Raw genomic sequence first — 23,268 nt, 5'->3', positions numbered from 1 at the left:
CACCTAATAAAAATACAGAGATACTTCAGAAAAGAATCCGACGATGAGTGAATTAAATTCTAGCGATACCGTAACGAAAAATGAGCTTTCTGAAGCGCTCTTTGATCAAGTTGGTCTCAATAAGCGTGAAGCCAAGGATATGATCGATGCTTTTTTTGATCGTATTGGCCAATCACTTGAGTCCGGTACGGAAGTGAAGATTTCTGGTTTCGGAAATTTTCAGTTGCGCAATAAATCGGCTCGTCCTGGCCGAAATCCAAAGACAGGGCAGATGATTCCAATAGCTGCTAGACGTGTGGTGACATTTCATGCAAGTCAAAAGCTCAAAGATGTAGTGGAGTCACATGCTCGAGAAAACCGAGTTTGATGCTAGCTCGGCGCTACCGAGCTCTCAACTTCCCCCCATACCATCAAAGCGATATTTCACAATTGGTGAAGTAGCCGATCTTTGTGGCGTTCGCTCGCATGTCTTGCGATATTGGGAGCAAGAGTTTTCTCAGTTAAGTCCGCAAAAGCGTCGTGGTAACCGCCGTTACTATCAGCATCACGAAGTGGTTTTGATTCGTAAAATTCGCGCCTTGCTTTATGAAGAGGGTTTTACGATTTCTGGCGCTAGAAATCGTCTTGAAGAAGCTCGCGGAGAGCTTCGTTTGCGCGATGAATTGCTTGCGGTCTTGCAAATTCTATCCAAGTAGTTGCTGATACAATTTCGTCTTTCGTCGGGGCGTAGCGCAGCCTGGTAGCGTACTTGCATGGGGTGCAAGTGGTCGGAGGTTCAAATCCTCTCGCCCCGACCATCAAATAAATTGCGTTAACCCAGTGAGTATGACTACATCTAACACTAAGACCTCATCCAATCAACGAACCAATTATTTTGGATTGGATATTCCGTTTTTGCATTATTTGGGAGTGATCCCGGAATTTGCGGAAAATGGAATGGCACGAATCAGTTACGTGGCGCAAGCAGAACACACCAATAGTTTCCATGTGGCTCACGGGGGTTTGGTTATGACTTTGTTGGATTTCGCCATGGGCGCAGCAGCCCGAACTGCCTCAAATCATCAGTTGGGTGCCATCACTATCGATATGACAACCAGTTTCCTGCGTCCAAGTCTTGGCAAGATCACGGTGGAGGGTAGGCTTCTGAAGGCGGGAAAGTCGATTAACTATTGTGAAGCGGTAGCTTTAAATGAGGCGGGGGAGATTACCGCCAAGGCAAGTGGCACCTTTGTTTTAAGGCGTTAATTTATTCTTTTATAGTTTAATTAATAATATTATTTATCATCATTATGTTTATTTGATTATTATTGATAAACATAAACCCATGATAAATATAGGTTAATGCCTCATTTTTCTTAATATTTACCCATATTCTTTTTTCTATATATAATATTTACTTGAAATACCGTATTTCAAGATTAATGCGTATTTCTATAACTTATTATCTGGAGAAACCCATAAATGTCTTCGTACAAAGAACTATTGGCTCAGCGCGAGCAATTAGATAAGCAGATTAAAGAGGCGATTGCCCGTGAAAAAGCGGATGGAATTGCTAAGGCTAAGCTCATTATTGAGCAGTATGGCTTGTCAGCTTCAGACCTATTTAGTCGTAAGGCGGGTGGCAAAAGCGCAGGTGGTAAGGTGGCTCCAAAATATCGTAACCCCTCAACCGGTGAAACCTGGACCGGTCGTGGCAAGGCTCCTAAATGGATAGAGGGTAGAGATCGTAGCAATTACCTTATCTAACTTGTTGATTTAATTCAGTTATTCAAAAAGGCCACATCTGTGGCCTTTTTTATTGGACTCCTTAAAAGCACTTCCTCGATAGGGCCTCCAAAAAGAGGGGTTCGAGCAATTCATGTCGGTTATCAGGGTTAAGTGCCGCATCCATTTCTGGGTCAGTGGCTGGGTAGCCAATAATTAATGGATTAAGCTCAATTAAGCCATTTTCCAACTCTTCTTTGAGTTCCTCCGGAACGCTAGATCGAGTCCCAGCGTTTTCATCAGCTAGGGTGACCACTCCTGGATGCAGCTTAATAAAACCTTCATCTACCAGTATAGGAATGCGCTGTGTGTCCTTGTTTTTGCTCAAATAATGTATCAAATGAACTTGCTCTACAGGAGGAATCAGTGCATCTAGAAAGATTAGATCGGGTGCAATGGATACCGCCTTCATTAGGCCTTCTAGGCTGTCTACTGCAACCTCCATTTCGACTTTGAGTTGCCAGTCTTGAATAGCCTCCAAAAGCGCCACGCTATTTTCAGTTCGGCGAAAGATTCCCATGGCAACGCAATGTTGGGTGCTTTTCTGGCGCATAGCCCGTTTGCGCCTTTGTAATTGCTGCTCCAAGGAGCTTGCCAATATGCGCCTATGTCCGCCGCGGGTCTTCCAGGCGATTAATTCACCTAATTCAACCATTTTTTGTACGGTTCCCAGTGAAACTTGCAATACTTTGGCGCTTTGTCTAGTGCTTAGATATTCCATTTCTGGCGTAATTGCTTTCATATTCTCCCTTGATTTCATTAATTCATTTGAAGATTTAGAGAATAAAAACGAATTTCGTTGGAATCTGTCCGTATATATTGAAAGAGCGGTAGGAAATTTCTTATTCAGTTTCTCTTTATAGGGATATACCCCCAAATCCCATGAAATCAGGGAAAGCCCTTTATATACGTATGGTCACTCGTGTTAAATTACTGTCGTAGTACCAGTATTTGCACAGAGCAATTCGTGAAGCGGTACAGCCGTGTAACGGATGGTTATAACCACAGTTTTTATTCGGGAAACCCGATGAAAGGTGAGCATCATGATGCAGGACCAAAGAGATAATTCCTATCTCTTCGGCGGAAACGCCCCCTACGTAGAAGAACTCTACGAATCTTACTTGCACGATCCCGCTTCTGTAGCGGATCACTGGCGAGACTATTTTGATAACGTGAAACAAGTTCCAGCAGTCGATGGTTCATCGCGAACCGATATTGCTCACGGACCTATTGTTGCCTCATTTGCTGAGCGCGCTAAACAAGGTCCGATTAGAACGATTTCGGATTCTGCTGATTCCGAGTTGGGACGTAAACGCGTTGCGGTTCAGCAATTAATTGCGGCGTATCGAAACGTCGGTAATCGCTGGGCCAATATTGATCCATTGAAGCGGACAGAGCGCCAGGATATTCCTGAGTTAGATCCCGCTTTCTATGGCTTTACTGATGGCGATATGGATATCGTCTTCAATACAAGCAATACATTCTTTGGTAAGTCAGAAATGTCCTTGCGCGATTTGCTGCAAGCATTGCGCGAGACTTACTGCGGCACGATTGGCGCCGAGTTCATGTTTATTGCCGATCAAAAAATTAAGAAGTGGTGGCAAGAGAAGTTGGAATCAATTCGTTCCACTGCGCGCTTTAATGTAGAAGAGAAGCGTCAAATCTTGGATCGCCTTACAGCAGCCGAGGGCCTAGAGCGTTATCTCCAAGCTAAATATGTTGGTCAAAAGCGCTTCTCTCTAGAGGGTGGCGAAAGCTTTATCGCCTGTATGGACGAGTTAATTCGTGATTCTGGTAGTAAGGGTGTGCAAGAGATTGTGATTGGCATGGCTCACCGTGGTCGTCTTAACGTTTTGGTGAACACCTTGGGCAAGATGCCTAAAGATTTGTTTGCTGAGTTCGAGCACAAAGGTCCTGAGACATTGCCTGCTGGTGACGTGAAGTATCACCAAGGTTTCTCGAGCGATATTTCTACTCCGGGCGGCCCAGTTCATTTGTCGCTAGCATTTAATCCATCTCACCTTGAGATCGTTAACCCAGTAGTTGAAGGTTCAGCACGTGCCCGTATGGAGCGTCGTGGTGATATGTTGGGTGAGCAGGTGATGCCAGTTCTGGTGCACGGTGATGCTGCGATTGCGGGTCAGGGTGTAATGCAAGAAACTTTGGCAATGTCCGAGGTTCGTGGTTATTCTACTGGTGGCACGGTTCACATCGTGATTAATAACCAGATTGGATTCACTACATCTGATCCACGCGATTTGCGTTCTAGTTTGTACTGTACAGACATCATGAAGATTGTTGATGCCCCTGTATTGCACGTAAATGGTGATGATCCAGAGGCTGTAGTGCTGGCAACCAAGTTGGCTGTTGAGTTCCGCACCAAGTTTCATAAAGATGTAGCAATCGACATCATTTGTTTCCGTAAGTTGGGTCACAACGAGCAAGATACGCCCGCAATGACACAGCCTTTGATGTACAAAATTATTGCCGCACACCCTGGTACACGTAAGCTATACGCAGACAAGTTAGAGGCTCAGGGTGTATTGCCTGCTGGTACTGGCGATTTGATGGTCAAAGAGTACCGCGCCGCCATGGATGAAGGTAAGCAGACATCTGATCCAGTTCTCAGTAACTTCAAAGGTAAGTTTGCTGTGGATTGGGCGCCATTCCTCGGTAAGAAATGGACGGACGAAGCTGATACTGCTATCCCTTTAACAGAATGGAAGCGCTTATCTGAGAAGATTTCGACTGTTCCAGAAAACTTTAAAGCCCATCCATTAGTCGCGAAGGTTTATAACGATCGTGCGGCAATGGGTCGTGGTGAAATTAATGTTGACTGGGGTATGGGTGAGCACATGGCTTTTGCCTCGCTTGTTGCTAGCGGCTATCCAGTTCGCTTGTCTGGTGAGGATAGCGGTCGTGGCACATTTACCCACCGTCATGCAGTTCTTCATGATCAAAATCGTGAGAAATGGGATACCGGTACCTATGTAGCCTTGCAGCATGTAACTAAAGACCAGGCACCATTTGTGGTGATTGACTCCATTCTTTCTGAAGAGGCGGTTCTTGGTTTTGAATACGGTTATGCAGCGGCAGAGCCAAATACCTTAACCATTTGGGAAGCTCAGTTCGGTGACTTTGCAAACGGTGCGCAGGTTGTGATTGACCAGTTCATCGCTTCAGGCGAAGTGAAGTGGGGTCGTGCAAACGGCTTGGTCATGATGTTGCCGCATGGTTACGAAGGTCAAGGTCCAGAGCACTCATCTGCACGTTTAGAGCGCTTTATGCAGTTATGTGCCGATACTAATATGCAGGTTATTCAGCCGACAACCGCATCACAAATTTTCCATGTGCTGCGTCGTCAAATGATTCGTCAGTTCCGCAAGCCACTGATTTTGTTTACACCAAAATCCTTATTGCGTAATAAAGATGCTGCGTCTCCACTCTCTGAATTTACGAAGGGTGGTTTCCAGACGGTAATCGGCGAGCGTGATGAAACAATCGACGCCAAACAAGTAACTCGTTTAGTCGCTTGTTCTGGCAAGGTGTATTACGACTTAGTTAAACAGCGCGCTGAAAAGAAAGCGACTGATGTTGCGATTATTCGTGTTGAACAGTTGTATCCATTCCCGCACAAGGCTTTGGCTTCCGAGTTGAAGAAGTATCCAAAGTTGGAAGAGGTTGTTTGGTGTCAGGATGAGCCACAAAACCAAGGCGCGTGGTTCTTTGTACAACACAACATTTTGGAAAACATGTCTGATGGTATGAAGTTGGCATATGCGGGACGTCCTGCATCTGCTTCTCCTGCTTGTGGATATGCCCATTTGCACCAAGAGCAGCAGAAGTCTCTTCTCAACGCGGCATTTGCCAAATTAAAGGGTTATGTGATTACCAAATAATCAATCGCAAACCAATACTCATATACATACAGATAAACAGGATTAATCATGGCTATTTTCGAAGTTAAAGTTCCACAACTCTCCGAGTCAGTTGCTGAAGCAACATTGTTGCAATGGAAAAAGAAGGTCGGTGACGCAGTCGGTCAAGATGAAATTTTGATCGAAATCGAAACAGATAAAGTTGTTCTCGAAGTGCCTGCACCGTCAGCTGGCGTATTGACAGAAATCGTAGTTGCTGATGGTGGCACAGTTGTAGCTGATCAGTTGATTGCAAAGATTGATAGCACCGCTGTTGCATCAGCTGCCCCAGCCGCTGCAGCAGCAGCCCCAGCTGCGGCACCTGCAAAAGCAGCTGCTCCCGCTAAGGCTACTGGCGCAGTCGCTTCTCCTTCAGCAGCAAAAATTCTTGCTGAAAAGAATGTGGATGCAGGTCAGGTTGCTGGTTCAGGTCGTGATGGTCGTATCACTAAGGGCGATGCGTTAAATGCTTCTGCTGGCGGCGCTAAATCCGCTGCATTGCCAAGTGCACCAATCCCAACAGGTGATCGTCCTGAAGAGCGTGTGCCAATGAGCCGCTTGCGTGCTCGTATTGCAGAGCGTTTGCTCGAGTCACAAGCAAACAATGCGATTTTGACTACATTCAATGAAGTCAATATGGGCCCAGTAATTGCATTACGTAATAAATACAAAGATCAATTTGAAAAGACTCATGGCGTAAAACTCGGCTTCATGTCTTTCTTCGTTAAAGCAGCTACACATGCACTGAAGAAATTCCCATTACTGAATGCGTCTGTTGATGGTAACGACATCGTTTACCACGGCTACTTTGATATTGGTATCGCTGTTAGCTCACCACGCGGCTTAGTAGTGCCAATCTTGCGTGATGTTGATCAAATGAACTTGGCTGATATCGAGAAGAAGATTGCTGAATTTGGTGTGAAAGCACGCGAAGGTAAGTTATCGATTGAAGAGTTGACTGGCGGTACATTCTCCATCTCTAACGGTGGTGTGTTCGGCTCTATGCTCTCTACCCCAATTATTAATCCTCCACAGTCTGCAATCTTGGGTATCCATGCGACTAAGGATCGTGCAGTAGTTGAAAATGGACAAGTAGTTGTTCGTCCAATTAACTATCTCGCTTTGTCTTATGACCACCGCATCATTGATGGTCGCGAGGCAGTACTTGGCTTGGTTGCTATGAAGGATGCGTTAGAAGATCCTTCACGTCTCCTCCTTGATTTGTAAGAAGGGGGAATCATGAGTCAAGCTTTTGATGTACTAGTAATCGGCGGTGGCCCTGGTGGCTACATCGCTGCTATTCGTGCGGCGCAATTAGGCTTCAAGGTTGCCTGTGCTGAATCCAATGCCTATGATGATCCAAAGGGTGAGCCACGCTTAGGTGGTACCTGCTTGAATGTCGGCTGTATTCCCTCTAAGGCTTTATTAGCCTCATCTGAAGAGTTCGAGAAGATTGGTCATCACGCTGCAGACCATGGCATCAAGGTTGGCTCTGTCAGCATTGATTCTAAAAAGATGGTTCAACGCAAAGATGACATCGTCACCAAAATGACTGGTGGCATTCAATTCTTGTTCCGCAAAAACAAAATTACTTTGTTAAAGGGTCATGCTTCATTTGAAGGTAAGGGCGCTGACGGATATCAAGTCAAGATTGATGGGAAAGATAAAGAAACAGTTACTGCAAAAAACGTCATTATTGCGACTGGTTCTAAAGCGCGTCATTTACCAGGCTTGCCAGTAGATAACGTATTAATTTGCGACAACGAAGGTGCATTGAAGTTTGAATCAGTACCTAAGAAATTGGGTGTAATTGGTGCAGGCGTTATTGGGCTTGAGCTCGGCTCCGTTTGGCGTCGTCTTGGCTCTGAAGTCACTGTGCTCGAAGCATTGCCTTCATTCTTGGCTGCTTGCGATGTCAGCATTGCTAAAGAAGCTCAAAAGCTTTTCACTAAGCAGGGCTTGAACATCAACATGGGCGTAAAGATTGGTGATGTGAAAGCGGACAAAAAAGGTGTGGTAGTTAATTACACCGACAGCGCTGGTAAAGCTGCCAAATTGGAATGTGATCGCTTAATCGTTTCAGTTGGTCGCGTACCAAATACCGACAAATTGGGCCTGGATAAGATTGGTCTCAAAGTAGATGAGCGCGGCTTTATTCCAATTGATGACCATACTTGCGCAACAACTGCGGCCGGCGTATATGCCGTAGGTGACGTAGTTCGCGGACCAATGTTGGCTCACAAAGCGGAAGACGAGGGTGTCTTGGCTGCTGAGGTGATTGCTGGTCAGAAACCACATATTGATTACAACTGCATTCCTTGGGTAATCTATACCGATCCAGAAATCGCTTGGGTTGGTAAAACAGAACAGGCCCTTAAAGAAGCTGGTATTGCCTATAAGGCTGGTCAGTTCCCATTTATGGCTAACGGTCGTGCTTTGGGTATGGGTCGCTCCGATGGTTTTGTCAAAGTATTGGCTGATGCGAAAACCGATGAAATTCTTGGTGTTCACATCATTGGACCAAATGCCTCAGACTTAATTGCTGAAGCAGCGGTTGCAATGGAGTTCAAGGCGGCAGCTGAAGATATTGCACGCATCTGTCATCCACATCCAAGCTTGTCGGAGGTGGTACGCGAAGCAGCATTGGCGACAGATCAACGCGCACTAAATATGTAATTGAAAACCATTGAGTTTTACCAGCAGGAGTTAAAAGCGCGCGGGTATCAAAGTGATCCCGCGCAGCTTCGTGCTGTTGAGCGTTTGCAAAAATGCGAAGATGAATGGATTGCCTATAAGGAAATCCGTAGCAACAATCTCAAAAAGAAATTATTTAAACCAACTCTCCCAAGAGGCTTATACCTTTGGGGTGGAGTAGGGCGTGGCAAGTCTTTCTTAATGGACTGTTTTTATGCTGCCTCTCCCTTGGAAAAAAAGATTCGTATTCATTTCCATGAATTTATGCGAGAAGTGCACCGTGAATTACATGAACTCTCGGGTTTATCGGATCCTTTAGATGAGCTTTCTAAGCGTATCGCCAAACGGTACCGTTTGATTTGCTTTGATGAGTTCCATATTAATGACATTGCTGATGCGATGATTCTGTATCGCTTACTCAATGCATTATTTGCTGATCGCGTGCAGTTTGTGATGACCTCTAATTACAGACCCGATCAACTTTATCCTAACGGCTTACATCGCGATCGCTTGATTCCGGCAATTAAGTTGCTTGAAGAAAAACTGGATGTTCTGAATGTGGATGCTGGAAATGATTATCGCCAGGTTCAGATGGCGCAAGTGGAGGCCTATCTCACTCCTGTGAATGCTGAAACCCAAGCTACTTTAGGGCAGATGTTCCAAACACTGATTGGTAATCAAAAAGAGGTGCGCAATCCCGTCTTACATATTGAGTCTCGTGAACTGCGACCATTGCATATGGTGGATGGTGTCGTGTGGTTCGATTTCCAGACCCTATGTTGTGGCCCGCGTTCTCAGAATGATTATTTAGAAATCGCCAATCAATTTCATACGGTCATCTTGTCTGGGGTTCCATATATGCCTCCCAAAATGACCAATGAAGCACGTCGATTTATCTGGTTAATTGACGTTTTGTATGACCATAAAATCAAGTTGATCATATCTGCTGAGGTGCCTGCAACGGATTTGTATACAGAAGGCCAAATCACCGCTGAATTCTCCAGAACGGTCTCCCGCCTGATTGAGATGCAGTCCCGAGACTATCTGGATGCGCCGCGCCGTGTCATCGATACCAGCTTGACCTAAAATGAGGGTATGAGCAGTTTTTCTACCCTAAATGCCGACCTCCATTGCCACTCTGTGGTTTCTGATGGCACTCTAACGCCCGAGGCTTTGGCTGAGCGCGCTAAGGCTAATGGCGTCGACTTATGGGCGCTTACGGATCATGATGAGCTGGGTGGTCAGCAGCGTGCTCGTGAAGCTGCAAAATCACTCAATATTGATTACGTATCTGGCGTAGAAATTTCAGTTACTTGGGCAGGGCAAACCATTCACATCGTGGGTCTTGGTATTGATGCGAATCATTTAGGGATTGTTGAGGGCTTGCGTCGCACTCGTGGTGGACGTGGTGACCGCGCAAAGTTGATGGCTGAACAGTTATTAAAAGCGGGTATACCAGGCGCCTATGAGGGGGCTCTGCATTTTGCGGGTAATCCTGAACTCATCTCTAGAACGCACTTTGCAAGATATTTGGTGGAGCAGGGCGCCTGTCGCGATACGGAAGAAGTGTTTAAAAAATATTTGGTTGAGAATAAGCCGGGATTTGTTCCGCATCAGTGGGCAACTTTGGATGATGCGGTGGCTTGGATTAAGGCCGCCGGTGGTGTGGCGGTTATCGCCCACCCCGGAAGATATAACCTAAGTGCTCTGCAGATGAGTGAGCTTTATGAGCACTTTAAGGAAATCGGCGGACTTGGTATCGAAGTCATTACAGGCAGTCATACCCCAGGCCAATACACCATTTATGGAAAGATTGCGCAAAAGTACGGCTTTTTAGCCTCTCGCGGATCTGATTTTCATGATCCAGGTGAAAGTCACATTGACCTGGGTACTTTGCCACATTTGCCGGATCATCTGACCCCTGTTTGGTCGGTATTCCATTAATTTATTTCACACTAACGATAAAGAAAAACAATGTTTGCTGAACGCGTTCTCTCTGGCATGCGACCTACGGGTAATTTGCACCTTGGGCATTACCACGGAGTATTAAAAAACTGGGTTAGGTTGCAATCTGAATACCCATGTTTTTTCTTTGTCGCTGATTGGCACGCATTAACTACGCATTACGAATCTCCAGAAGTTATCGAGCAATCCGTCTGGGATATGGTGATTGATTGGTTGGCGGCGGGCGTAGATCCAAACCAAGCCACCTTGTTTATTCAGAGCAAAGTGCCTGAGCACGCAGAGTTATTTTTGCTGCTCTCGATGGGCACGCCTTTGGGTTGGTTAGAACGTGTTCCGACCTACAAGGATCAAATTGAGAAGCTTAAGGAAAAAGACCTGCAGACCTATGGATTTTTGGGTTACCCCTTGCTGCAGGCGGCAGATATTTTGATTTATCGTGCACAACATGTTCCAGTGGGCGAGGATCAAGTTCCGCACGTTGAGATGACTCGTGAAGTTGCGCGTCGCTTTAACTACCTCTATGGCCGCGAGCCTGGCTTTGAGGAGAAGGCGCTCGAGGCCGCTAAGAAACTCGGTAGCAAACGCGCCAAAATGTACTTAGAGTTGCGAGTTGCGTTTCAAGAGCGTGGTGATGAAGAGGCATTGGAACAAGCAAAAGCATTGCTACAGGAATCGCAAAGTTTATCGATGGCAGATCGCGAACGACTTTTTGGTTTCTTGGAAGGCGCACGCAAAATTATTCTTCCCGAGCCACAGGCCCTTTTGACAACAGCGTCTCGTATGCCGGGTATAGATGGTCAAAAAATGTCCAAGTCGTATGGCAATACGATTAGTGTTCGTGAGCAACCAGAGGATGTAATCAAAAAGATTCGGACGATGCCAACTGATCCTGCGCGTGTTCGTAGAACTGACGCGGGTGATCCTGCTCGTTGCCCGGTGTGGCAGTTGCACACGGTTTATTCCAATGAAGAAATTAAGCAGTGGGTTGATAAGGGGTGTAAGTCTGCGGGCATTGGTTGCTTGGAATGCAAGCAACCCGTTATCGATGCGATTCTGGCAGAACAGCAGCCGATGTTTGAGCGCGCACAAAAATATTTAGACGACCCAAGCTTGCTCAGATCGATCATTGCTGATGGTTGCGATAAAGCACGTAAGGTTGCTCAAGAAACCATGAGGGAAGTTCGAGAAGCCATGGGTCTGGCTTACGACTAATGAGGAATTGTGACGATTACTCATGTAGCTGTAGAAAGCGCTTCACCTTGGGTGAGGCGTTTTGCTTCTCAGATTCCAAAAACGGGCACCGTTTTAGATCTCGCTTGTGGAGGAGGGCGCCACTCATTTCTGTTGGCAGAGATGGGCCACTCAGTATTGGCCGTTGACCAAGATATCGGTGAGATTGAAAAAGCTGTCAACCCCCTCATATGCCCAAAAGCACTCAATTTGGAGGAGAATGCTTGGCCACTGAGAAATGACAGATTTAGCGGCATTGTGGTGACCAATTACCTCTATAGACCCCACTTGGATCGGTTGCCGGAAATGTTAGAGAAGAATGGGGTTTTGATCTATGAAACCTTTGCTCAAGGAAATGAGCAATTTGGAAAGCCGTCTAACCCTAATTTCCTGCTAAAAACTGGGGAGTTACTAGAGTTAGCTCGATGCCATGGCCTTAAAGTCCTCGCCTACGAGGATATTTACCAGGGCGAGCCTAAACCAGCCATGATTCAACGCCTTTGCGCTGTAAAAGAAGGGTAAAAAGCGCGCATTCCGTTACAATTTCAAGGTTAAGACAGCTAAGAATCGGTATACATTCGGTGACAAATACAGCTCAATCCAAAGGTAGTAAAAAGACCATTTCTGGCAGCATGCCTGCCATCGTGACGCCAATGTTTGAAGATGGCAGTCTCGACTTTGATGGCCTTAAGTCATTATTGGATTGGCATGTAGCAGAGGGCTCTGACGGCATTGTGATTGTCGGCACAAGTGGTGAATCTCCCACGGTTTCTGTTGAAGAGCATTGTGAGTTGATTCGTGTAACCGTAGATCATGTTGCAGGTCGTATTCCAGTGATAGCTGGTACGGGTGGCAATTCTACTGCTGAGGCAATTGAGCTTACTAAATTTGCTAAGAAGGTTGGCGCTGATGCGAGCCTTCAAGTGGTGCCGTATTACAACAAGCCGACACAAGAGGGCATGTATGCCCACTTCAAAAAAATTGCGGAATCTGTTGAATTGCCAGTTATTTTGTACAACGTTCCTGGCCGCACCGTTGCGGATTTGGCTGGCGATACTGTTGTTCGTTTGGCTGGTGTACCAGGCATCATTGGTATCAAGGATGCAACTGGTAGTTTGGAGCGCGGGACACTATTAATTGAAGCCCTCAAGCACGCTGGCCACAGTGATTTTTCTGTATTTTCAGGGGATGACCTCACTGCAGCCATGCTCATGTTAATGGGTGGCAAAGGAAATATTTCAGTTACCGCAAACGTTGCACCTCGTTTGATGCATGAACTATGCGTTGCAGCAATGTCCGATGATGTGAGGCGCACTCGTGAGATTCAGTATCAACTCATTGCCGTTCATAAAGCTATGTTCACTGAAGCAAACCCAATTCCGGTGAAGTGGGCTCTTCATGAGATGGGCAAGATTACTGCAGGCATTCGCTTGCCTTTAACCCCCTTAAGTAACGCATTAAGAGAGCCTTTGAAGGCAGCACTAAAACAGGCCAATTTACTATGAAGAATGTATTTTCCTTGTCCCGCCTATTGACTTCAATCCTGGCATTGCTAGCTTTGGTTTTGGTCTTGAGTTCGTGTAAATCGGTTACCACTAACGATACTGTTGACTACAAGAGTTCAGGCGCAGTTCGCGGACCTAATTTATCCTATCCGCCAGACTTGATTACCGCTCAAGCGGATCGTCGCTATATCGTTCAGGATGGCACTGCTACGATGTCTGAATACAATGCGGCAGTAAAGAAATCTGCTCAGATGCGTAGCAACGTGATGACTGGCATTCCAGGTATGCGCATTGCCAAAGATGGTGAGCGTCGTTGGTTGGTGGTTGAAAAGCCAGCTAGCGAACTGTATCCACAAGTAAAAGATTTTTGGCAAGAAAATGGATTCTTATTGGTAGTTGATTCCCCATCCACAGGGATTATGGAAACTGATTGGGCGGAGAACCGCGCCAAGATTGCACAAGACTGGATTAGATCCACAATTGGTGGCGCTCTTGATTCAATTTATGACACCGGTGAGCGTGATAAGTATAAGACTCGTTTAGAGGTGACTAAACCTGGCGAGACTGAGATTTATATAACTCAGCGTGGCGCTATTGAGAAGTGTGTGACTGACGCCACAACGACTGCTTGTAATTCAACAATTTGGACATCAAGACCTAACGACCCCGAATTAGAAGCGGCTTTTTTAGCCCGTCTGATGGAGCGTTTAGGAATGACACAAGAGCAAGCCAAGGCAATGGTTTCAGCTCCCTTGGGATCAAAGATGCCTAAAGCTAAGTTGATTCAAGATGGCAATAACAAGAGTTATATAGAGTTAAGCAATAGCTTTGAGCGATCTTGGCGTGACGTTGGTCTAGCCTTGGATCGATCGAACTTTACGGTAGAAGATCGTAATCGATCTGAAGGTATTTACTTTGTTCGCTACGTTAATGCTAAGGATGTTGGCGATTCAAAAGGTTTCTTCGCCAACCTTTTTAGTAGTAAAGACGACTCAAAATTACAGGCTAAGAAATATCAGGTTGTAGTTAAGAGCACTGGTGAAAATTCAGCGAATGTTTATGTTCAGGATGCTGATGGGAAGCCTGAAAATACCCCTGCGGGAATTCAGTTGCTAACGATCTTGACCGATCAGCTAACCAAATAATTTGGATAATAAAAAAAGCCGCTCTAGAGCGGCTTTTTATTTAAGAAGAAGATTACTTCTTAGCGTCAGCAGCTGGAGCGGCAGCAGGAGCAGCATCCTTAGCAGCATCAGCAGCAGGAGCAGCAGCAGGAGCTTCGGCAGCAGGAGCAGCAGGAGCTTCAGCAGGCTTTGCTTCTTCTTTTTTACCGCAAGCGGCTAAAGCGATAGCTAACATGGCAGCTAATAGTAGTGACTTCTTCATTTGTAATTTCCTCTTAAAAAATTAGACATCAATTATCGATAATTGTTGTTGGATAAACCAAGGGCAATTCCCTAGGTAATTTCCTGCATATATTATATCTACCTCTTCGTTTGAATGTCGAAAATTAGCCACCCAGCAAGATAGGCCTCATAAAGGCTTGATTCTTGGACCTTCCGTAGACTGGAAATCTGCAAATATTTGTTTGCAGAAAGGGTGTTCCAGGCCGCGATAATCATGGCGGTTTGGTTTTTGCTTACCTCCTCACCGTTGCAGAAAACCTTTTTCCCAAGGCTTAGGATCCGAGTCTGAGGGCTTGGTCTTAGCTGCCTTTGGGCTAGATTTTTTAGAAAGGCATTTGGATTTAGGGGCTTAATGGGGCTATCAAAAAATGCCTGCTGTTTTGGCTCTGATAAATAGGCTGCAACCCCCGGCAGAAATGCATCTATTTGGTGCAGCTTAAGTTTTTGTATCTGAGAAGACAATTGCTTTATAAGTTCTTTGGGGAGTTGCTCAGCATTCTCAGTTGCTGCCTGCTTGGGGTCTGTAAATTTTTCTTCCAATTCTGGAGCATCCTCGAGGGATTCGGCAAGGCGCCAAAGGCCTTCTTGCAATAACTCTTTGAAGCTAGGAGAACGAAACCCAACAGACCAAGTTTGGCAGCCTGCATCTAATGCAATTCCGTCATGGGCAATGTGAGGGGGTAGATAGAGCATGTCGCCTGGCTCCAGAATCCACTCCTGTTCGCAGTTAAAGTTCTGCAAAATTTTTAGTGGTAATTTTGGATTGAGGTTTAAATCCTTTTGCTGAGAGATGCGCCATTGTCTGCGTCCAGACATCTGAATTAAGAACACATCATACGAATCAAAATGTGGCCCAACGCCACCGCCAATACCAGCAATGCTAATCATGAGGTCATCAAGGCGCGCATCAGGGATAAAACGAAACCAGGAAAGAATATTTGCTGCCGCAGGATGATGCGTCTCCATTCCTTGTAAGAGTAGAGTCCAGTCGGACTTCTTTAAGCTCGGAACAACTTTCTTTTGAAATGGCCCATGCTGAAAGCGCCATGGTTGAGATTGGATTAATCGACTCTCAACATCGTCGTAGCCTGACAGCTCAACCAACTCTTCATAAGAAATAGGACTCACTAAAGGAGGGTCACCGTTTTGAGAGGCAAGAGAGAATGCGGGAATTGCACCCCTAACTAATAGCGGTTTCTTTTGCCAGTAGTCCTTCATAAAGCGCTTAGGGTTAATTCCGCCAAATAAGGCCCACGGCTCGCTAATAGGCAGGTTTTTAGGGGCTAGAGGTGGCTGATAGGGCTTGCTCAAGTAAAATGAACTCATAAGTTAAGGGCGAAAAGACTGACTGGAAAAGTCAGTGTAAAGCAGCAGTAAATCATTAAAAATAAATGTACGACAATTTGCGCATGAAGATTCAAAAAAATACGATCGTATCCCTACGTTATAAGCTCACCGATGCACAAAACAATGTGATTGAAGAGCCAGATTCCCCAATGATCTATCTGCATGGGGGTTATGAGGGCACTTTTCCAAAAATTGAGGCGTTGGTCGATGGGCAAGATATTGGCTACGAAGCCACGATTCAGTTAGAGCCTAATGAGGCTTTTGGTGAGTATGACCCAGAGTTGCTCAAGATTGAGCCGCGCGCACGTTTCCCTGAGCCGCTAGAAGTAGGAATGCAGTTTGAAGGAGTTCCAGATGCTGATTCTGAGTCTGATGATGCCGCTCAAGTTGCAAGCGCAGAAGAGGAAGACGATGCCGATGCGGAACCTTTGATTTATACCGTTACCGATGTTGCGGATAATCAAGTGGTGTTGGATGGCAATCATCCATTGGCTGGAATGGCTCTACGTTTTTGGGTTCAGGTCGAAGACGTTCGGGCTGCCACAGAAGATGAAATTGAAAACCGACATCCAGAGGGTGGCGAGAACTTCACATTTGGCATGCCTAATGATGCTGAAGATGATGATGAGGAAGAGTTTTTAGAGAAGGCTCTTGGCTTGCAGGGTCACACCTCAAGAACGCTTCACTAATTATTCTTTAAGCCATTCTTTTATGGCGCCAAGATCCCGTTTTGTATCAGTATTGGAGCCAACATCAGTGGGCGTATTGCTGATCTTAGCTAATGCCTTTTCTAGTTGAGCGATCTTCGCCTCTTGTTCAATTGTTGCATCAATTAAGCCTTTGAGGGCCATAGATACAGGGTCATCCACGTTTGGTGTAACACCATAAGCGGAAAAATATTCTTTGGTTTTGCTATCAGCGCTTTGCGGCAAATCTGGATGCAGAATGCGCGCGGGAATACCAACTGCAGTTGCACCAGCTGGAATTTCTTTAAGAACAACTGCATTGGAACCAATACGTGCACCATCTCCAACTGTAAAACCACCAAGGACTTTAGCGCCAGCACTAACAACGACACCTTTGCCTAAGGTAGGGTGACGCTTTGCGCCTTTATAAAGAGATGTGCCACCTAAGGTGACGCCTTGATAAATTGTGCAGTCATCACCAATTTCAGTAGTCTCGCCAATCACGATTCCCAGGCCATGATCTAAAAATACGCGACGACCAATCCTTGCGCCAGGATGGATTTCAATGCCAGTAATTAGTCTGGAGAACATTGATAGAAATCGCGCAATCCACTTTAAGCCAAGATTCCAAAAAAAATGTGAGACACGATGCAACCACACGGCATGCAAACCTGGGTAGCAAGTAATCACCTCAAGGCGGTTTCTTGCTGCCGGATCCCGAACAATGATGGAGTCGACTTGGTCGAAGATTGAATTAAACATAGCTTGATTTTAACGGGGCTAGATTATTTTCTCAGGAGCATCTGTTTTGCTATGCCTCGTAAAAGATCGATTTCCTCTTTTCGTAGTCTACTGCGCGCAAATAGGGCTTCCAGCCTAGGCATTAATTTTTTTGGATTGGCTGGATCGAGGTAGCCAATAGCTTCAAGACCCTCCCGCCAATGCTCTAGCATCGCAGTGATAGCGGCTGGGTCAGCCAAATCTATTCCAGGGTCGCGATTTTTAGATGCATCGCTAATACCTATGCTTTGAAGTGATTGCCTGAGGGTATATGCGCAAACCATCAGGGCTTGTGCAAGATTTAGAGAGGGGTAGTTGGGGTTGGCATCAAGCCATACCCGATGGGTGCAAAAGGATAGGTGGTGATTTTCTAGTCCAGTTCTTTCTGGACCAAATACCAGAGCGGTTTTTCCTTGATTTTGAGTATTTTCAGATATCAAACTGAGCGCAGATTGCCAGTCAATTGCGGGTGGCCCAAATTCCCGATCTCTGCTAGTTAGGCCCAATACTAAGGAGTATCCCTGCACGGATTGCCCAAGTGATGAATGTTCAATGGCTGAGTCGAGAAGATCAGCAGCGCCGCTGGCGAGGGCAATAGCTTCTGGCTCTTTGGAGGTTTCCTGGATTTTTGGGTTAATTAAATGCAAGTCCTGAAAACCCATTGTTTTCATGGCTCTGGCAGCCGACCCAACATTACCTGGGTGGCTGGTTTCCACCAGTATCCATCGTAGTAAATGGGCTGAATCAATGTTCATGGTTTAGGTATTAGGGGGTAAATGAGGTAAATCGTTTAGAATCATAGTATTAGCTTTGTATTGTCATGCACTTTCGGCAATATTTCAGCCCTGTTCTTATTTAATTTGTCCATCCATACTATGCATCCCATGTTAAATGTGGCCGTCAAGGCCGCCCGTCGCGCAGGAACCGTTATCAATCGTGCATCTCTAAATTTAGAGAGACTGCAGGTGGATCGCAAGCAGCACAATGATTTTGTGACTGAGGTGGACAAAGCTGCCGAAGCAGCCATCATCGAGACCTTAAGTGAGGCTTATCCAACACATGGTTTCTTGGCCGAAGAAACAGGCGAACAAAACATCAATGCCGAAAACGTTTGGATCATTGATCCATTGGATGGCACAACCAATTTCATACACGGATTTCCACAATACGCAGTTTCTATTGCATTGTCGGTGAATGGCGTCACTCAGCAAGCGGTTGTGTATGACCCAAATCGTGATGAATTATTTACCGCTACGCGTGGTGCAGGCGCTTATCTTGATCGCCGTCGTCTACGAGTTGCCACGCAAGATCGACTGAGTAATTCATTGATCGGTACTGGTTTTCCTTATCGCGAAGATCAAGACTTGGAAAAGTACTTAAAAATATTTGCCGAGATGTCTCGTCAATGTGCTGGCTTGCGTCGACCAGGCGCAGCCTCATTGGACTTGGCTTATGTTGCGGCGGGTCGTTACGATGGTTTCTTTGAGAGCGATCTGAAACCTTGGGATATGGCTGCAGGTGCTTTGCTGGTGACTGAAGCAGGCGGTTTGATCGGCAACTATCGTGGAGAAGAGGGCTTTCTCAAGAGTGGTGAAGTCATGGCCGCCAATCCACGAATTTATGCGCAAATGGTGCAGTGCCTCTCTAAATACTCTGCCTGCTAAGCTTTAACTTCCAGGTTTTTACTACTAGGATTTAATTAAATCAATCGTGCGCACGCCTTGCGCATTGATTAGTAGGGCGCTTGCTCGTGGAGCGGTCGCTTCAGGGTGATCTAGGTCCCAATCAGACAGAACCCAGCGTTGCCAAGATTGACCTCCTAAAGATTCTTGATGATGTGATGGCCTATGTGTATGACCGTGAATTAACTTGTCACCAGAATGTTCACGCAGGATTGCTGCACAAGCCTCTTTGGTGACATCGGTCTTGATTTGATTCTGCTGATAGGATGACTGCGCGCCACGTGCGTAGTTAGCATGACTATTCATGCGCAATTGGTTGGCAATCGAACGTCTCCAGGTGATTGGTAAAGCGAGGAATAATTTTTGTAGCCAAGGCTTTCTAACCCAGCCACGAAATATTTGATAGCCGATGTCAGCGGTGCATAGCGCGTCACCATGGGCAAGAAGGTATTTGTTACCAGCAATTTCCACAAGCGAAGGATCGGCGAGTAAAGTCATGCCGGTTTTTTTCAGGAATGCAGAGCCCAATAGAAAATCCCGGTTGCCATGGATATAGTAGGTCTTCACCTTGTTTGATAGATTTGCAAGAGCCTGTTTTACTTCGTGCTGAAAGGGCGAGTGACTTGCCGCATCATCGCCGACCCAATACTCAAAGAGGTCACCTAATATAAAGACAGCCTCCGCTTGGGAGGCATCTTTTTCGCAGAAATCAAAAAAACGTTGCGCCGTCAAAGGCATTGACGGCGTCAGATGAAGATCTGAAATGAGCAGTGCGCTCGCGTGTTGAGGGATCATTCCTCGAGAACGGTAGCTTTCTCAATGATTACATCTTCGGCTGGAACGTCTTGATGAAAGCCAGCGCTGCCAGTTTTCACCTTGCGAATGGCGTCAACTACATCCATGCCATCGCTTACCTTGCCAAATACTGCATAGCCCCAGCCTTGAGCATTCGGGGCGGTATGGTTCAAGAAATCATTGTTATTGACGTTGATAAAGAATTGCGCTGTCGCAGAGTGGGGATCACTAGTGCGAGCCATTGCAATCGTGCCACGTTCATTTTTAAGACCGTTGTCGGCTTCATTTTCAATTTCAGCGCCCGTTGGTTTTTGTTTCATGCCAGGAGCCATGCCGCCACCTTGAATCATGAAGTTATCAATTACGCGATGGAAGATTGTTCCATCGTAGTGACCGCTTTTTACATACTGCAAAAAATTGGCAACGCTTTTTGGTGCCTTAGCAGAATCGAGGGAGAGGGTGATATCACCCTTATTGGTTTTTAGTAGTACCTTCGCCATTGCTTGATTTACCTTCTAATGTGTTGATGGAAAAATTTGATACGGGATTAACAGCGTTGTTGGCACCTTTGGATTGCGGCTTCAATAGGTTCAATAAGAATTTGGCGCGATTGGAATAAAGGCGCTGATTTAGCTGGGTATTGGCTGCTGCGTCTTCATAGGCTTTTGCGCCAAGGCGAACATAGACCTCACCTAAGTTCGCAGCAGCAAGGCTATAGCTAGGTCTGAGCTTAAGCGCTAACTCTAGATAGTCGCGTGCCTCGATCCATTTGCCTTGGTTGGCGGCAATTGCGGCGAGATTGTTGTAGGGTTCTGGCAGCTCTGGAAATTGTTGGGTAATTTCAATTAAGGTTTTCTTGGCGCCATCGAGGTCTCGTAATTCAATTTGTAGGCGTGCTTTTACATATCGAAGCTGAACATTGCGGGGAGTCTTTTTCAGTCGATCATTAATTGCGTCGATTGCATCTTGGTATTTGCGCGCTTTGACGAGTTTTTCAATATCCGATGGCACAGCATTTTTGGTAACTGGATCTGGTTCAATAATCAGAAATGACAAAAAGGGCACACCCACTGTTTCTGATAACTCTGGGTTTAATGGATCGTAAGGAGCATCAGTGGAAAGGCGTGGAGGATCTCCTGGACCATAGCCACCTAGGTAGGGTTGTGTTTGTGCCTCTGGAGACTTTGCCTCTTGTTTGTTGAGTGCCGCAATTTGGGCATCTGCAAGCTGCTGTGCTGGAGTGCTGCAGCCAATAAGAGCCACTATGGCGGAAAAAATGACTAAAGCCTTGAAAGGGCTGGAAAACTGTATTTTTTGGGACTCAAACATAGGGCTAACGGTGGAAAACTGGCTCATTCGATATACTCAGCGCTCAGTCTAACAAATAAGCACCGTCTCACCCCTCCTTTATAGCCCTATGCTGCAAATCTATAACACCCTTAACCGTTCTAAGCAGGTTTTTAAGCCCATCGAGCCGGGTAAGGTGAAGATGTATGTCTGCGGCATGACAGTCTATGACTTTTGTCATATTGGCCATGCTAGGGTCATGATCGTCTTTGACATGGTAGTTCGCTGGTTAAGGGCAAGCGGGTATGAAGTGCTTTATGTTCGCAATATCACGGACATCGACGACAAAATTATTAATCGTGCATTAGAGAATGGTGAGCCAATTTCAGCTTTAACCAATCGCTTCATTGATGCTATGCATGCTGATTCAGATGAATTGGGTTTAATGCATCCCGATGAAGAGCCACGTGCAACTGACTACATTAAGCAAATGCAGGGAATGATTGGCAAGCTTATTGAAAATGAGCTCGCTTATAAGGCTGAGGACGGTGATGTGAACTTTGCGGTTCGTTTACTACCTCGTTATGGCCAACTATCTGGCAAGACTTTGGATGAATTAAATGCGGGCGAGCGAGTAGCGGTTGGTGGTGGTAAGCGCGATCCACTCGACTTTGTTTTGTGGAAGAGCGCTAAGCCTGAAGAGCCAGCTGATACCCGCTGGGCCTCTCCTTGGGGAGAAGGTAGGCCAGGCTGGCACATTGAGTGCTCAGCAATGTCATGCGACCTGCTAGGCGAGCACTTTGACATTCATGGCGGCGGTGCCGACTTGCAGTTTCCTCATCATGAAAATGAGATTGCTCAAAGCGAGGGTGCTTTGTATGGTCAGAATCGCAAAGAGGGCGATGCTCCATTTGTAAATTATTGGATGCACAACGGTCATATTCGCGTAAATGAAGAAAAGATGTCTAAATCATTGGGCAATTTCTTTTTGATTCGAGATGTACTAAAAAGCTTTGACCCAGAGGTATTAAGATTTTTCATGCTCAAAGCGCATTACCGTAGTCCAATTAATTACAGTGATGCGCAATTAGAAGAGGCGCGTTCTGGCTTAGTGCGTTTGTATACTGCGCTTGCTCAAGAACCCGCAGCCAGTAATTTCTCGTTGGATGCTAAGAGTCCTTGGGTTCAGCGCTTTACTGAGGCCATGAATGATGATTTCAATACGCCAGAGGCTATAGCTGTTCTGTTTGAACTGGCAAGCGAAGTCAACCGTGCTCAAGGTCAAAATAAAGCGACTCTGGCTGCTACCCTCAAGACCCTTGGAGGCATGCTCAATTTCTTGCAAAGAGATCCAACCACATTCTTGCAAATGGGATCGAAGAATGAGGATGGATTACAAACGCAGGATATTGAAGAGCAGATCTCCGCACGTGCTGCTGCTAAACAAGCGAAAGATTTTGCTAAAGCGGATCTCATTAGAAAAACCTTGCTAGAGCAAGGTATTGTTTTGGAAGATAAGCCAGGCGGCATTACAGAATGGCGTAGAGCGTAGTGTCGAACGTAAAAGAAAAAGTAGCATCGGTTGATGGGGCCCCAGAATACTGGGAGCAAGCTTGTCGTGATTTGATGAAACAAGATCGCATCATGAAAAAAATCATTCCAAAGTATGGTTCTGGTTTTTTGGTGACACGAGGCGATGCTTTCACAACTCTTGCAAGGGCAATTGTGGGTCAGCAAATTTCTGTAGCGGCAGCCCAAGCAGTGTGGGATCGAGTTCTTGTTGCCAGCAAGAAAAAAATGAATCCCAAAAATATCCTAGCCTTATCGGTTGAAGAATTACGCGCCGCAGGATTATCTGGGCGCAAGGTTGAATACATTCGGGATTTAGCTGATCACTTTGATTCTGGACGTCTTCATGCCAATCAATGGAAAAACATGGATGACGAGAGCGTTATTCAAGAATTGAGCGCTATTCGGGGTATTGGGCGCTGGACTGCGGAAATGTTCCTCATTTTTAACCTGATTCGCCCCAATATCCTTCCTTTGGATGATGTAGGGCTAATTAAGGCCATTTCCCTTAATTACTTCAGTGGCGAGCCTGTAAGCCGCCATGAGGCCAGGGAAGTGGCTGCCAATTGGGCCCCATGGCGTACGGTTGCTACCTGGTATATGTGGAGAAGTATCGACCCCATTCCGGTTGAATATTAAAA

24 protein-coding genes, 1 tRNA gene and 1 pseudogene are annotated in these 23,268 nt (G+C 46.0%); 18 read left to right on the top strand and 8 right to left on the bottom strand.

Annotation, left to right across the window (positions count from 1 at the left end; genetic code table 11):
- Nucleotides 1–16 precede the first annotated feature (16 nt).
- From DCO17_RS05895 to DCO17_RS05875, 5 genes and pseudogenes are all read left to right on the top strand, one after another.
- Nucleotides 17–367 (top strand): annotated as a pseudogene (locus DCO17_RS05895) (integration host factor subunit alpha); the annotation flags it as partial.
- On the top strand, nt 345–695 hold the full coding sequence (locus tag DCO17_RS05890; RefSeq protein WP_173955831.1) for a MerR family transcriptional regulator: 351 nt from the start codon (nt 345–347) through the stop codon (nt 693–695). The pseudogene DCO17_RS05895 and the gene DCO17_RS05890, both read left to right, overlap by 23 nt.
- 25 nt (nt 696–720) lie before the next feature.
- A tRNA-Pro gene (locus tag DCO17_RS05885) sits at nt 721–797 on the top strand.
- Between the two features lie 28 nt (nt 798–825).
- On the top strand, nt 826–1,245 hold the full coding sequence (locus DCO17_RS05880) for a PaaI family thioesterase (protein WP_173955830.1): 420 nt from the start codon (nt 826–828) through the stop codon (nt 1,243–1,245).
- A gap of 216 nt (nt 1,246–1,461) precedes the next feature.
- Complete coding sequence (locus DCO17_RS05875; RefSeq protein WP_173955829.1) at nt 1,462–1,746, top strand: H-NS histone family protein; 285 nt, start codon at nt 1,462–1,464, stop codon at nt 1,744–1,746.
- A gap of 61 nt (nt 1,747–1,807) precedes the next feature.
- Here the strand turns inward: DCO17_RS05875 and DCO17_RS05870 are convergent, their stop codons facing one another.
- Complete coding sequence (locus DCO17_RS05870; protein WP_173955828.1) at nt 1,808–2,506, bottom strand: helix-turn-helix domain-containing protein; 699 nt, start codon at nt 2,504–2,506, stop codon at nt 1,808–1,810.
- Between the two features lie 301 nt (nt 2,507–2,807).
- Between DCO17_RS05870 and DCO17_RS05865 the strand changes: the two genes are divergently transcribed.
- From DCO17_RS05865 to bamC, 9 genes are all read left to right on the top strand, one after another.
- Nucleotides 2,808–5,663: a 2-oxoglutarate dehydrogenase E1 component gene (locus DCO17_RS05865; protein ID WP_173955827.1), complete on the top strand. Its 2,856-nt coding sequence runs from the start codon at nt 2,808–2,810 to the stop codon at nt 5,661–5,663.
- A gap of 48 nt (nt 5,664–5,711) precedes the next feature.
- The gene (odhB, locus tag DCO17_RS05860) at nt 5,712–6,908 is read left to right on the top strand and encodes a 2-oxoglutarate dehydrogenase complex dihydrolipoyllysine-residue succinyltransferase (protein WP_173955826.1); all 1,197 of its coding nucleotides are present in this window, start codon (nt 5,712–5,714) and stop codon (nt 6,906–6,908) included.
- Nucleotides 6,909–6,920: 12 nt separating this feature from the next.
- Nucleotides 6,921–8,357: a dihydrolipoyl dehydrogenase gene (gene lpdA, locus DCO17_RS05855; RefSeq protein ID WP_173955825.1), complete on the top strand. Its 1,437-nt coding sequence runs from the start codon at nt 6,921–6,923 to the stop codon at nt 8,355–8,357.
- Nucleotides 8,358–9,461 (top strand): cell division protein ZapE, encoded by a 1,104-nt coding sequence (gene zapE / locus DCO17_RS05850; RefSeq protein ID WP_173955824.1) that lies wholly within the window; start codon nt 8,358–8,360, stop codon nt 9,459–9,461.
- 9 nt (nt 9,462–9,470) lie between these two features.
- Nucleotides 9,471–10,319 carry a 3',5'-nucleoside bisphosphate phosphatase gene (locus tag DCO17_RS05845; RefSeq protein WP_173955823.1) on the top strand — a complete coding sequence of 283 codons (849 nt, stop codon included), beginning with the start codon at nt 9,471–9,473 and terminating at the stop codon, nt 10,317–10,319.
- A gap of 30 nt (nt 10,320–10,349) precedes the next feature.
- Entirely contained in the window at nt 10,350–11,552 is a 1,203-nt protein-coding gene (locus DCO17_RS05840; RefSeq protein WP_173955822.1) for a tryptophan--tRNA ligase, read from the top strand.
- Nucleotides 11,553–11,561: 9 nt separating this feature from the next.
- Complete coding sequence (locus DCO17_RS05835; protein ID WP_254598719.1) at nt 11,562–12,092, top strand: class I SAM-dependent methyltransferase; 531 nt, start codon at nt 11,562–11,564, stop codon at nt 12,090–12,092.
- A gap of 110 nt (nt 12,093–12,202) precedes the next feature.
- Nucleotides 12,203–13,075, top strand: coding sequence for a 4-hydroxy-tetrahydrodipicolinate synthase (dapA, locus tag DCO17_RS05830; RefSeq protein ID WP_173956726.1), 873 nt, complete (start codon nt 12,203–12,205; stop codon nt 13,073–13,075).
- Nucleotides 13,072–14,220: an NlpB/DapX family lipoprotein gene (gene bamC, locus DCO17_RS05825; protein ID WP_173955821.1), complete on the top strand. Its 1,149-nt coding sequence runs from the start codon at nt 13,072–13,074 to the stop codon at nt 14,218–14,220. Before dapA ends, bamC begins: the two co-directional genes overlap by 4 nt.
- 52 nt (nt 14,221–14,272) lie before the next feature.
- Here bamC and DCO17_RS05820 read toward each other — a convergent pair whose 3' ends face one another.
- Both DCO17_RS05820 and DCO17_RS05815 read right to left on the bottom strand, forming a co-directional pair.
- Entirely contained in the window at nt 14,273–14,461 is a 189-nt protein-coding gene (locus DCO17_RS05820) for a hypothetical protein (protein WP_173955820.1), read from the bottom strand.
- A gap of 98 nt (nt 14,462–14,559) precedes the next feature.
- Nucleotides 14,560–15,807, bottom strand: a complete 1,248-nt coding sequence (locus DCO17_RS05815) for a cupin domain-containing protein (protein ID WP_173955819.1) — start codon at nt 15,805–15,807, stop codon at nt 14,560–14,562.
- Between the two features lie 83 nt (nt 15,808–15,890).
- Between DCO17_RS05815 and DCO17_RS05810 the strand changes: the two genes are divergently transcribed.
- Complete coding sequence (locus tag DCO17_RS05810) at nt 15,891–16,517, top strand: FKBP-type peptidyl-prolyl cis-trans isomerase (RefSeq protein ID WP_173955818.1); 627 nt, start codon at nt 15,891–15,893, stop codon at nt 16,515–16,517.
- Here the strand turns inward: DCO17_RS05810 and cysE are convergent, their stop codons facing one another.
- Both cysE and DCO17_RS05800 read right to left on the bottom strand, forming a co-directional pair.
- Nucleotides 16,518–17,276, bottom strand: a complete 759-nt coding sequence (gene cysE, locus DCO17_RS05805; protein ID WP_173955817.1) for a serine O-acetyltransferase — start codon at nt 17,274–17,276, stop codon at nt 16,518–16,520. It abuts the gene before it with no gap.
- Between the two features lie 23 nt (nt 17,277–17,299).
- Nucleotides 17,300–18,049 (bottom strand): RNA methyltransferase, encoded by a 750-nt coding sequence (locus DCO17_RS05800; protein WP_173955816.1) that lies wholly within the window; start codon nt 18,047–18,049, stop codon nt 17,300–17,302.
- A 120-nt stretch (nt 18,050–18,169) separates the two neighbouring features.
- Here DCO17_RS05800 and DCO17_RS05795 point away from each other — a divergent pair, with 120 nt between their 5' ends.
- Complete coding sequence (locus DCO17_RS05795) at nt 18,170–18,958, top strand: inositol monophosphatase family protein (protein WP_173955815.1); 789 nt, start codon at nt 18,170–18,172, stop codon at nt 18,956–18,958.
- A 24-nt stretch (nt 18,959–18,982) separates the two neighbouring features.
- Here the strand turns inward: DCO17_RS05795 and DCO17_RS05790 are convergent, their stop codons facing one another.
- From DCO17_RS05790 to DCO17_RS05780, 3 genes are read right to left on the bottom strand one after another with little or no spacing between them, the layout of a single operon-like run.
- The gene (locus tag DCO17_RS05790; RefSeq protein WP_173955814.1) at nt 18,983–19,771 is read right to left on the bottom strand and encodes a UDP-2,3-diacylglucosamine diphosphatase; all 789 of its coding nucleotides are present in this window, start codon (nt 19,769–19,771) and stop codon (nt 18,983–18,985) included.
- A complete protein-coding gene (locus DCO17_RS05785; protein WP_173955813.1) occupies nt 19,768–20,271 on the bottom strand; it encodes a peptidylprolyl isomerase in 504 nt (167 codons plus the stop codon). The genes DCO17_RS05790 and DCO17_RS05785 overlap by 4 nt, the downstream gene beginning before the upstream one ends.
- Complete coding sequence (locus DCO17_RS05780) at nt 20,243–21,127, bottom strand: tetratricopeptide repeat protein (protein ID WP_254598718.1); 885 nt, start codon at nt 21,125–21,127, stop codon at nt 20,243–20,245. Before DCO17_RS05780 ends, DCO17_RS05785 begins: the two co-directional genes overlap by 29 nt.
- A gap of 61 nt (nt 21,128–21,188) precedes the next feature.
- On the opposite strand from DCO17_RS05780, the gene cysS reads away from it, so the two are divergent.
- Together cysS and DCO17_RS05770 are read left to right on the top strand one after the other, a co-directional pair.
- A complete protein-coding gene (gene cysS, locus DCO17_RS05775) occupies nt 21,189–22,610 on the top strand; it encodes a cysteine--tRNA ligase (protein WP_173955812.1) in 1,422 nt (473 codons plus the stop codon).
- Complete coding sequence (locus DCO17_RS05770) at nt 22,610–23,266, top strand: DNA-3-methyladenine glycosylase family protein (RefSeq protein ID WP_173955811.1); 657 nt, start codon at nt 22,610–22,612, stop codon at nt 23,264–23,266. Before cysS ends, DCO17_RS05770 begins: the two co-directional genes overlap by 1 nt.
- Nucleotides 23,267–23,268 lie beyond the last annotated feature (2 nt).

Source organism: Polynucleobacter tropicus (assembly GCF_013307225.1).
In the GTDB taxonomy this organism is placed as follows: Bacteria; Pseudomonadota; Gammaproteobacteria; order Burkholderiales; family Burkholderiaceae; genus Polynucleobacter; species Polynucleobacter tropicus.
This window is presented reverse-complemented; position numbering and strand designations above follow the sequence as displayed.

Coding starts and splice junctions, on each gene's coding strand:
- DCO17_RS05880 (WP_173955830.1), top strand. CDS start 826: ATGACTACATCTAACACTAAGACCTCATCCAATCAACGAACCAATTAT.
- odhB (WP_173955826.1), top strand. CDS start 5,712: ATGGCTATTTTCGAAGTTAAAGTTCCACAACTCTCCGAGTCAGTTGCT.
- DCO17_RS05815 (WP_173955819.1), bottom strand. CDS start 15,807: ATGAGTTCATTTTACTTGAGCAAGCCCTATCAGCCACCTCTAGCCCCT.
- DCO17_RS05875 (WP_173955829.1), top strand. CDS start 1,462: ATGTCTTCGTACAAAGAACTATTGGCTCAGCGCGAGCAATTAGATAAG.
- DCO17_RS05840 (WP_173955822.1), top strand. CDS start 10,350: ATGTTTGCTGAACGCGTTCTCTCTGGCATGCGACCTACGGGTAATTTG.
- DCO17_RS05795 (WP_173955815.1), top strand. CDS start 18,170: ATGCATCCCATGTTAAATGTGGCCGTCAAGGCCGCCCGTCGCGCAGGA.
- DCO17_RS05785 (WP_173955813.1), bottom strand. CDS start 20,271: ATGGCGAAGGTACTACTAAAAACCAATAAGGGTGATATCACCCTCTCC.
- cysS (WP_173955812.1), top strand. CDS start 21,189: ATGCTGCAAATCTATAACACCCTTAACCGTTCTAAGCAGGTTTTTAAG.
- cysE (WP_173955817.1), bottom strand. CDS start 17,276: ATGTTTAATTCAATCTTCGACCAAGTCGACTCCATCATTGTTCGGGAT.
- DCO17_RS05845 (WP_173955823.1), top strand. CDS start 9,471: ATGAGCAGTTTTTCTACCCTAAATGCCGACCTCCATTGCCACTCTGTG.
- DCO17_RS05890 (WP_173955831.1), top strand. CDS start 345: ATGCTCGAGAAAACCGAGTTTGATGCTAGCTCGGCGCTACCGAGCTCT.
- DCO17_RS05865 (WP_173955827.1), top strand. CDS start 2,808: ATGATGCAGGACCAAAGAGATAATTCCTATCTCTTCGGCGGAAACGCC.
- lpdA (WP_173955825.1), top strand. CDS start 6,921: ATGAGTCAAGCTTTTGATGTACTAGTAATCGGCGGTGGCCCTGGTGGC.
- DCO17_RS05870 (WP_173955828.1), bottom strand. CDS start 2,506: ATGAAAGCAATTACGCCAGAAATGGAATATCTAAGCACTAGACAAAGC.
- DCO17_RS05810 (WP_173955818.1), top strand. CDS start 15,891: ATGAAGATTCAAAAAAATACGATCGTATCCCTACGTTATAAGCTCACC.
- DCO17_RS05800 (WP_173955816.1), bottom strand. CDS start 18,049: ATGAACATTGATTCAGCCCATTTACTACGATGGATACTGGTGGAAACC.
- dapA (WP_173956726.1), top strand. CDS start 12,203: ATGCCTGCCATCGTGACGCCAATGTTTGAAGATGGCAGTCTCGACTTT.
- DCO17_RS05820 (WP_173955820.1), bottom strand. CDS start 14,461: ATGAAGAAGTCACTACTATTAGCTGCCATGTTAGCTATCGCTTTAGCC.
- DCO17_RS05780 (WP_254598718.1), bottom strand. CDS start 21,127: ATGAGCCAGTTTTCCACCGTTAGCCCTATGTTTGAGTCCCAAAAAATA.
- bamC (WP_173955821.1), top strand. CDS start 13,072: ATGAAGAATGTATTTTCCTTGTCCCGCCTATTGACTTCAATCCTGGCA.
- DCO17_RS05790 (WP_173955814.1), bottom strand. CDS start 19,771: ATGATCCCTCAACACGCGAGCGCACTGCTCATTTCAGATCTTCATCTG.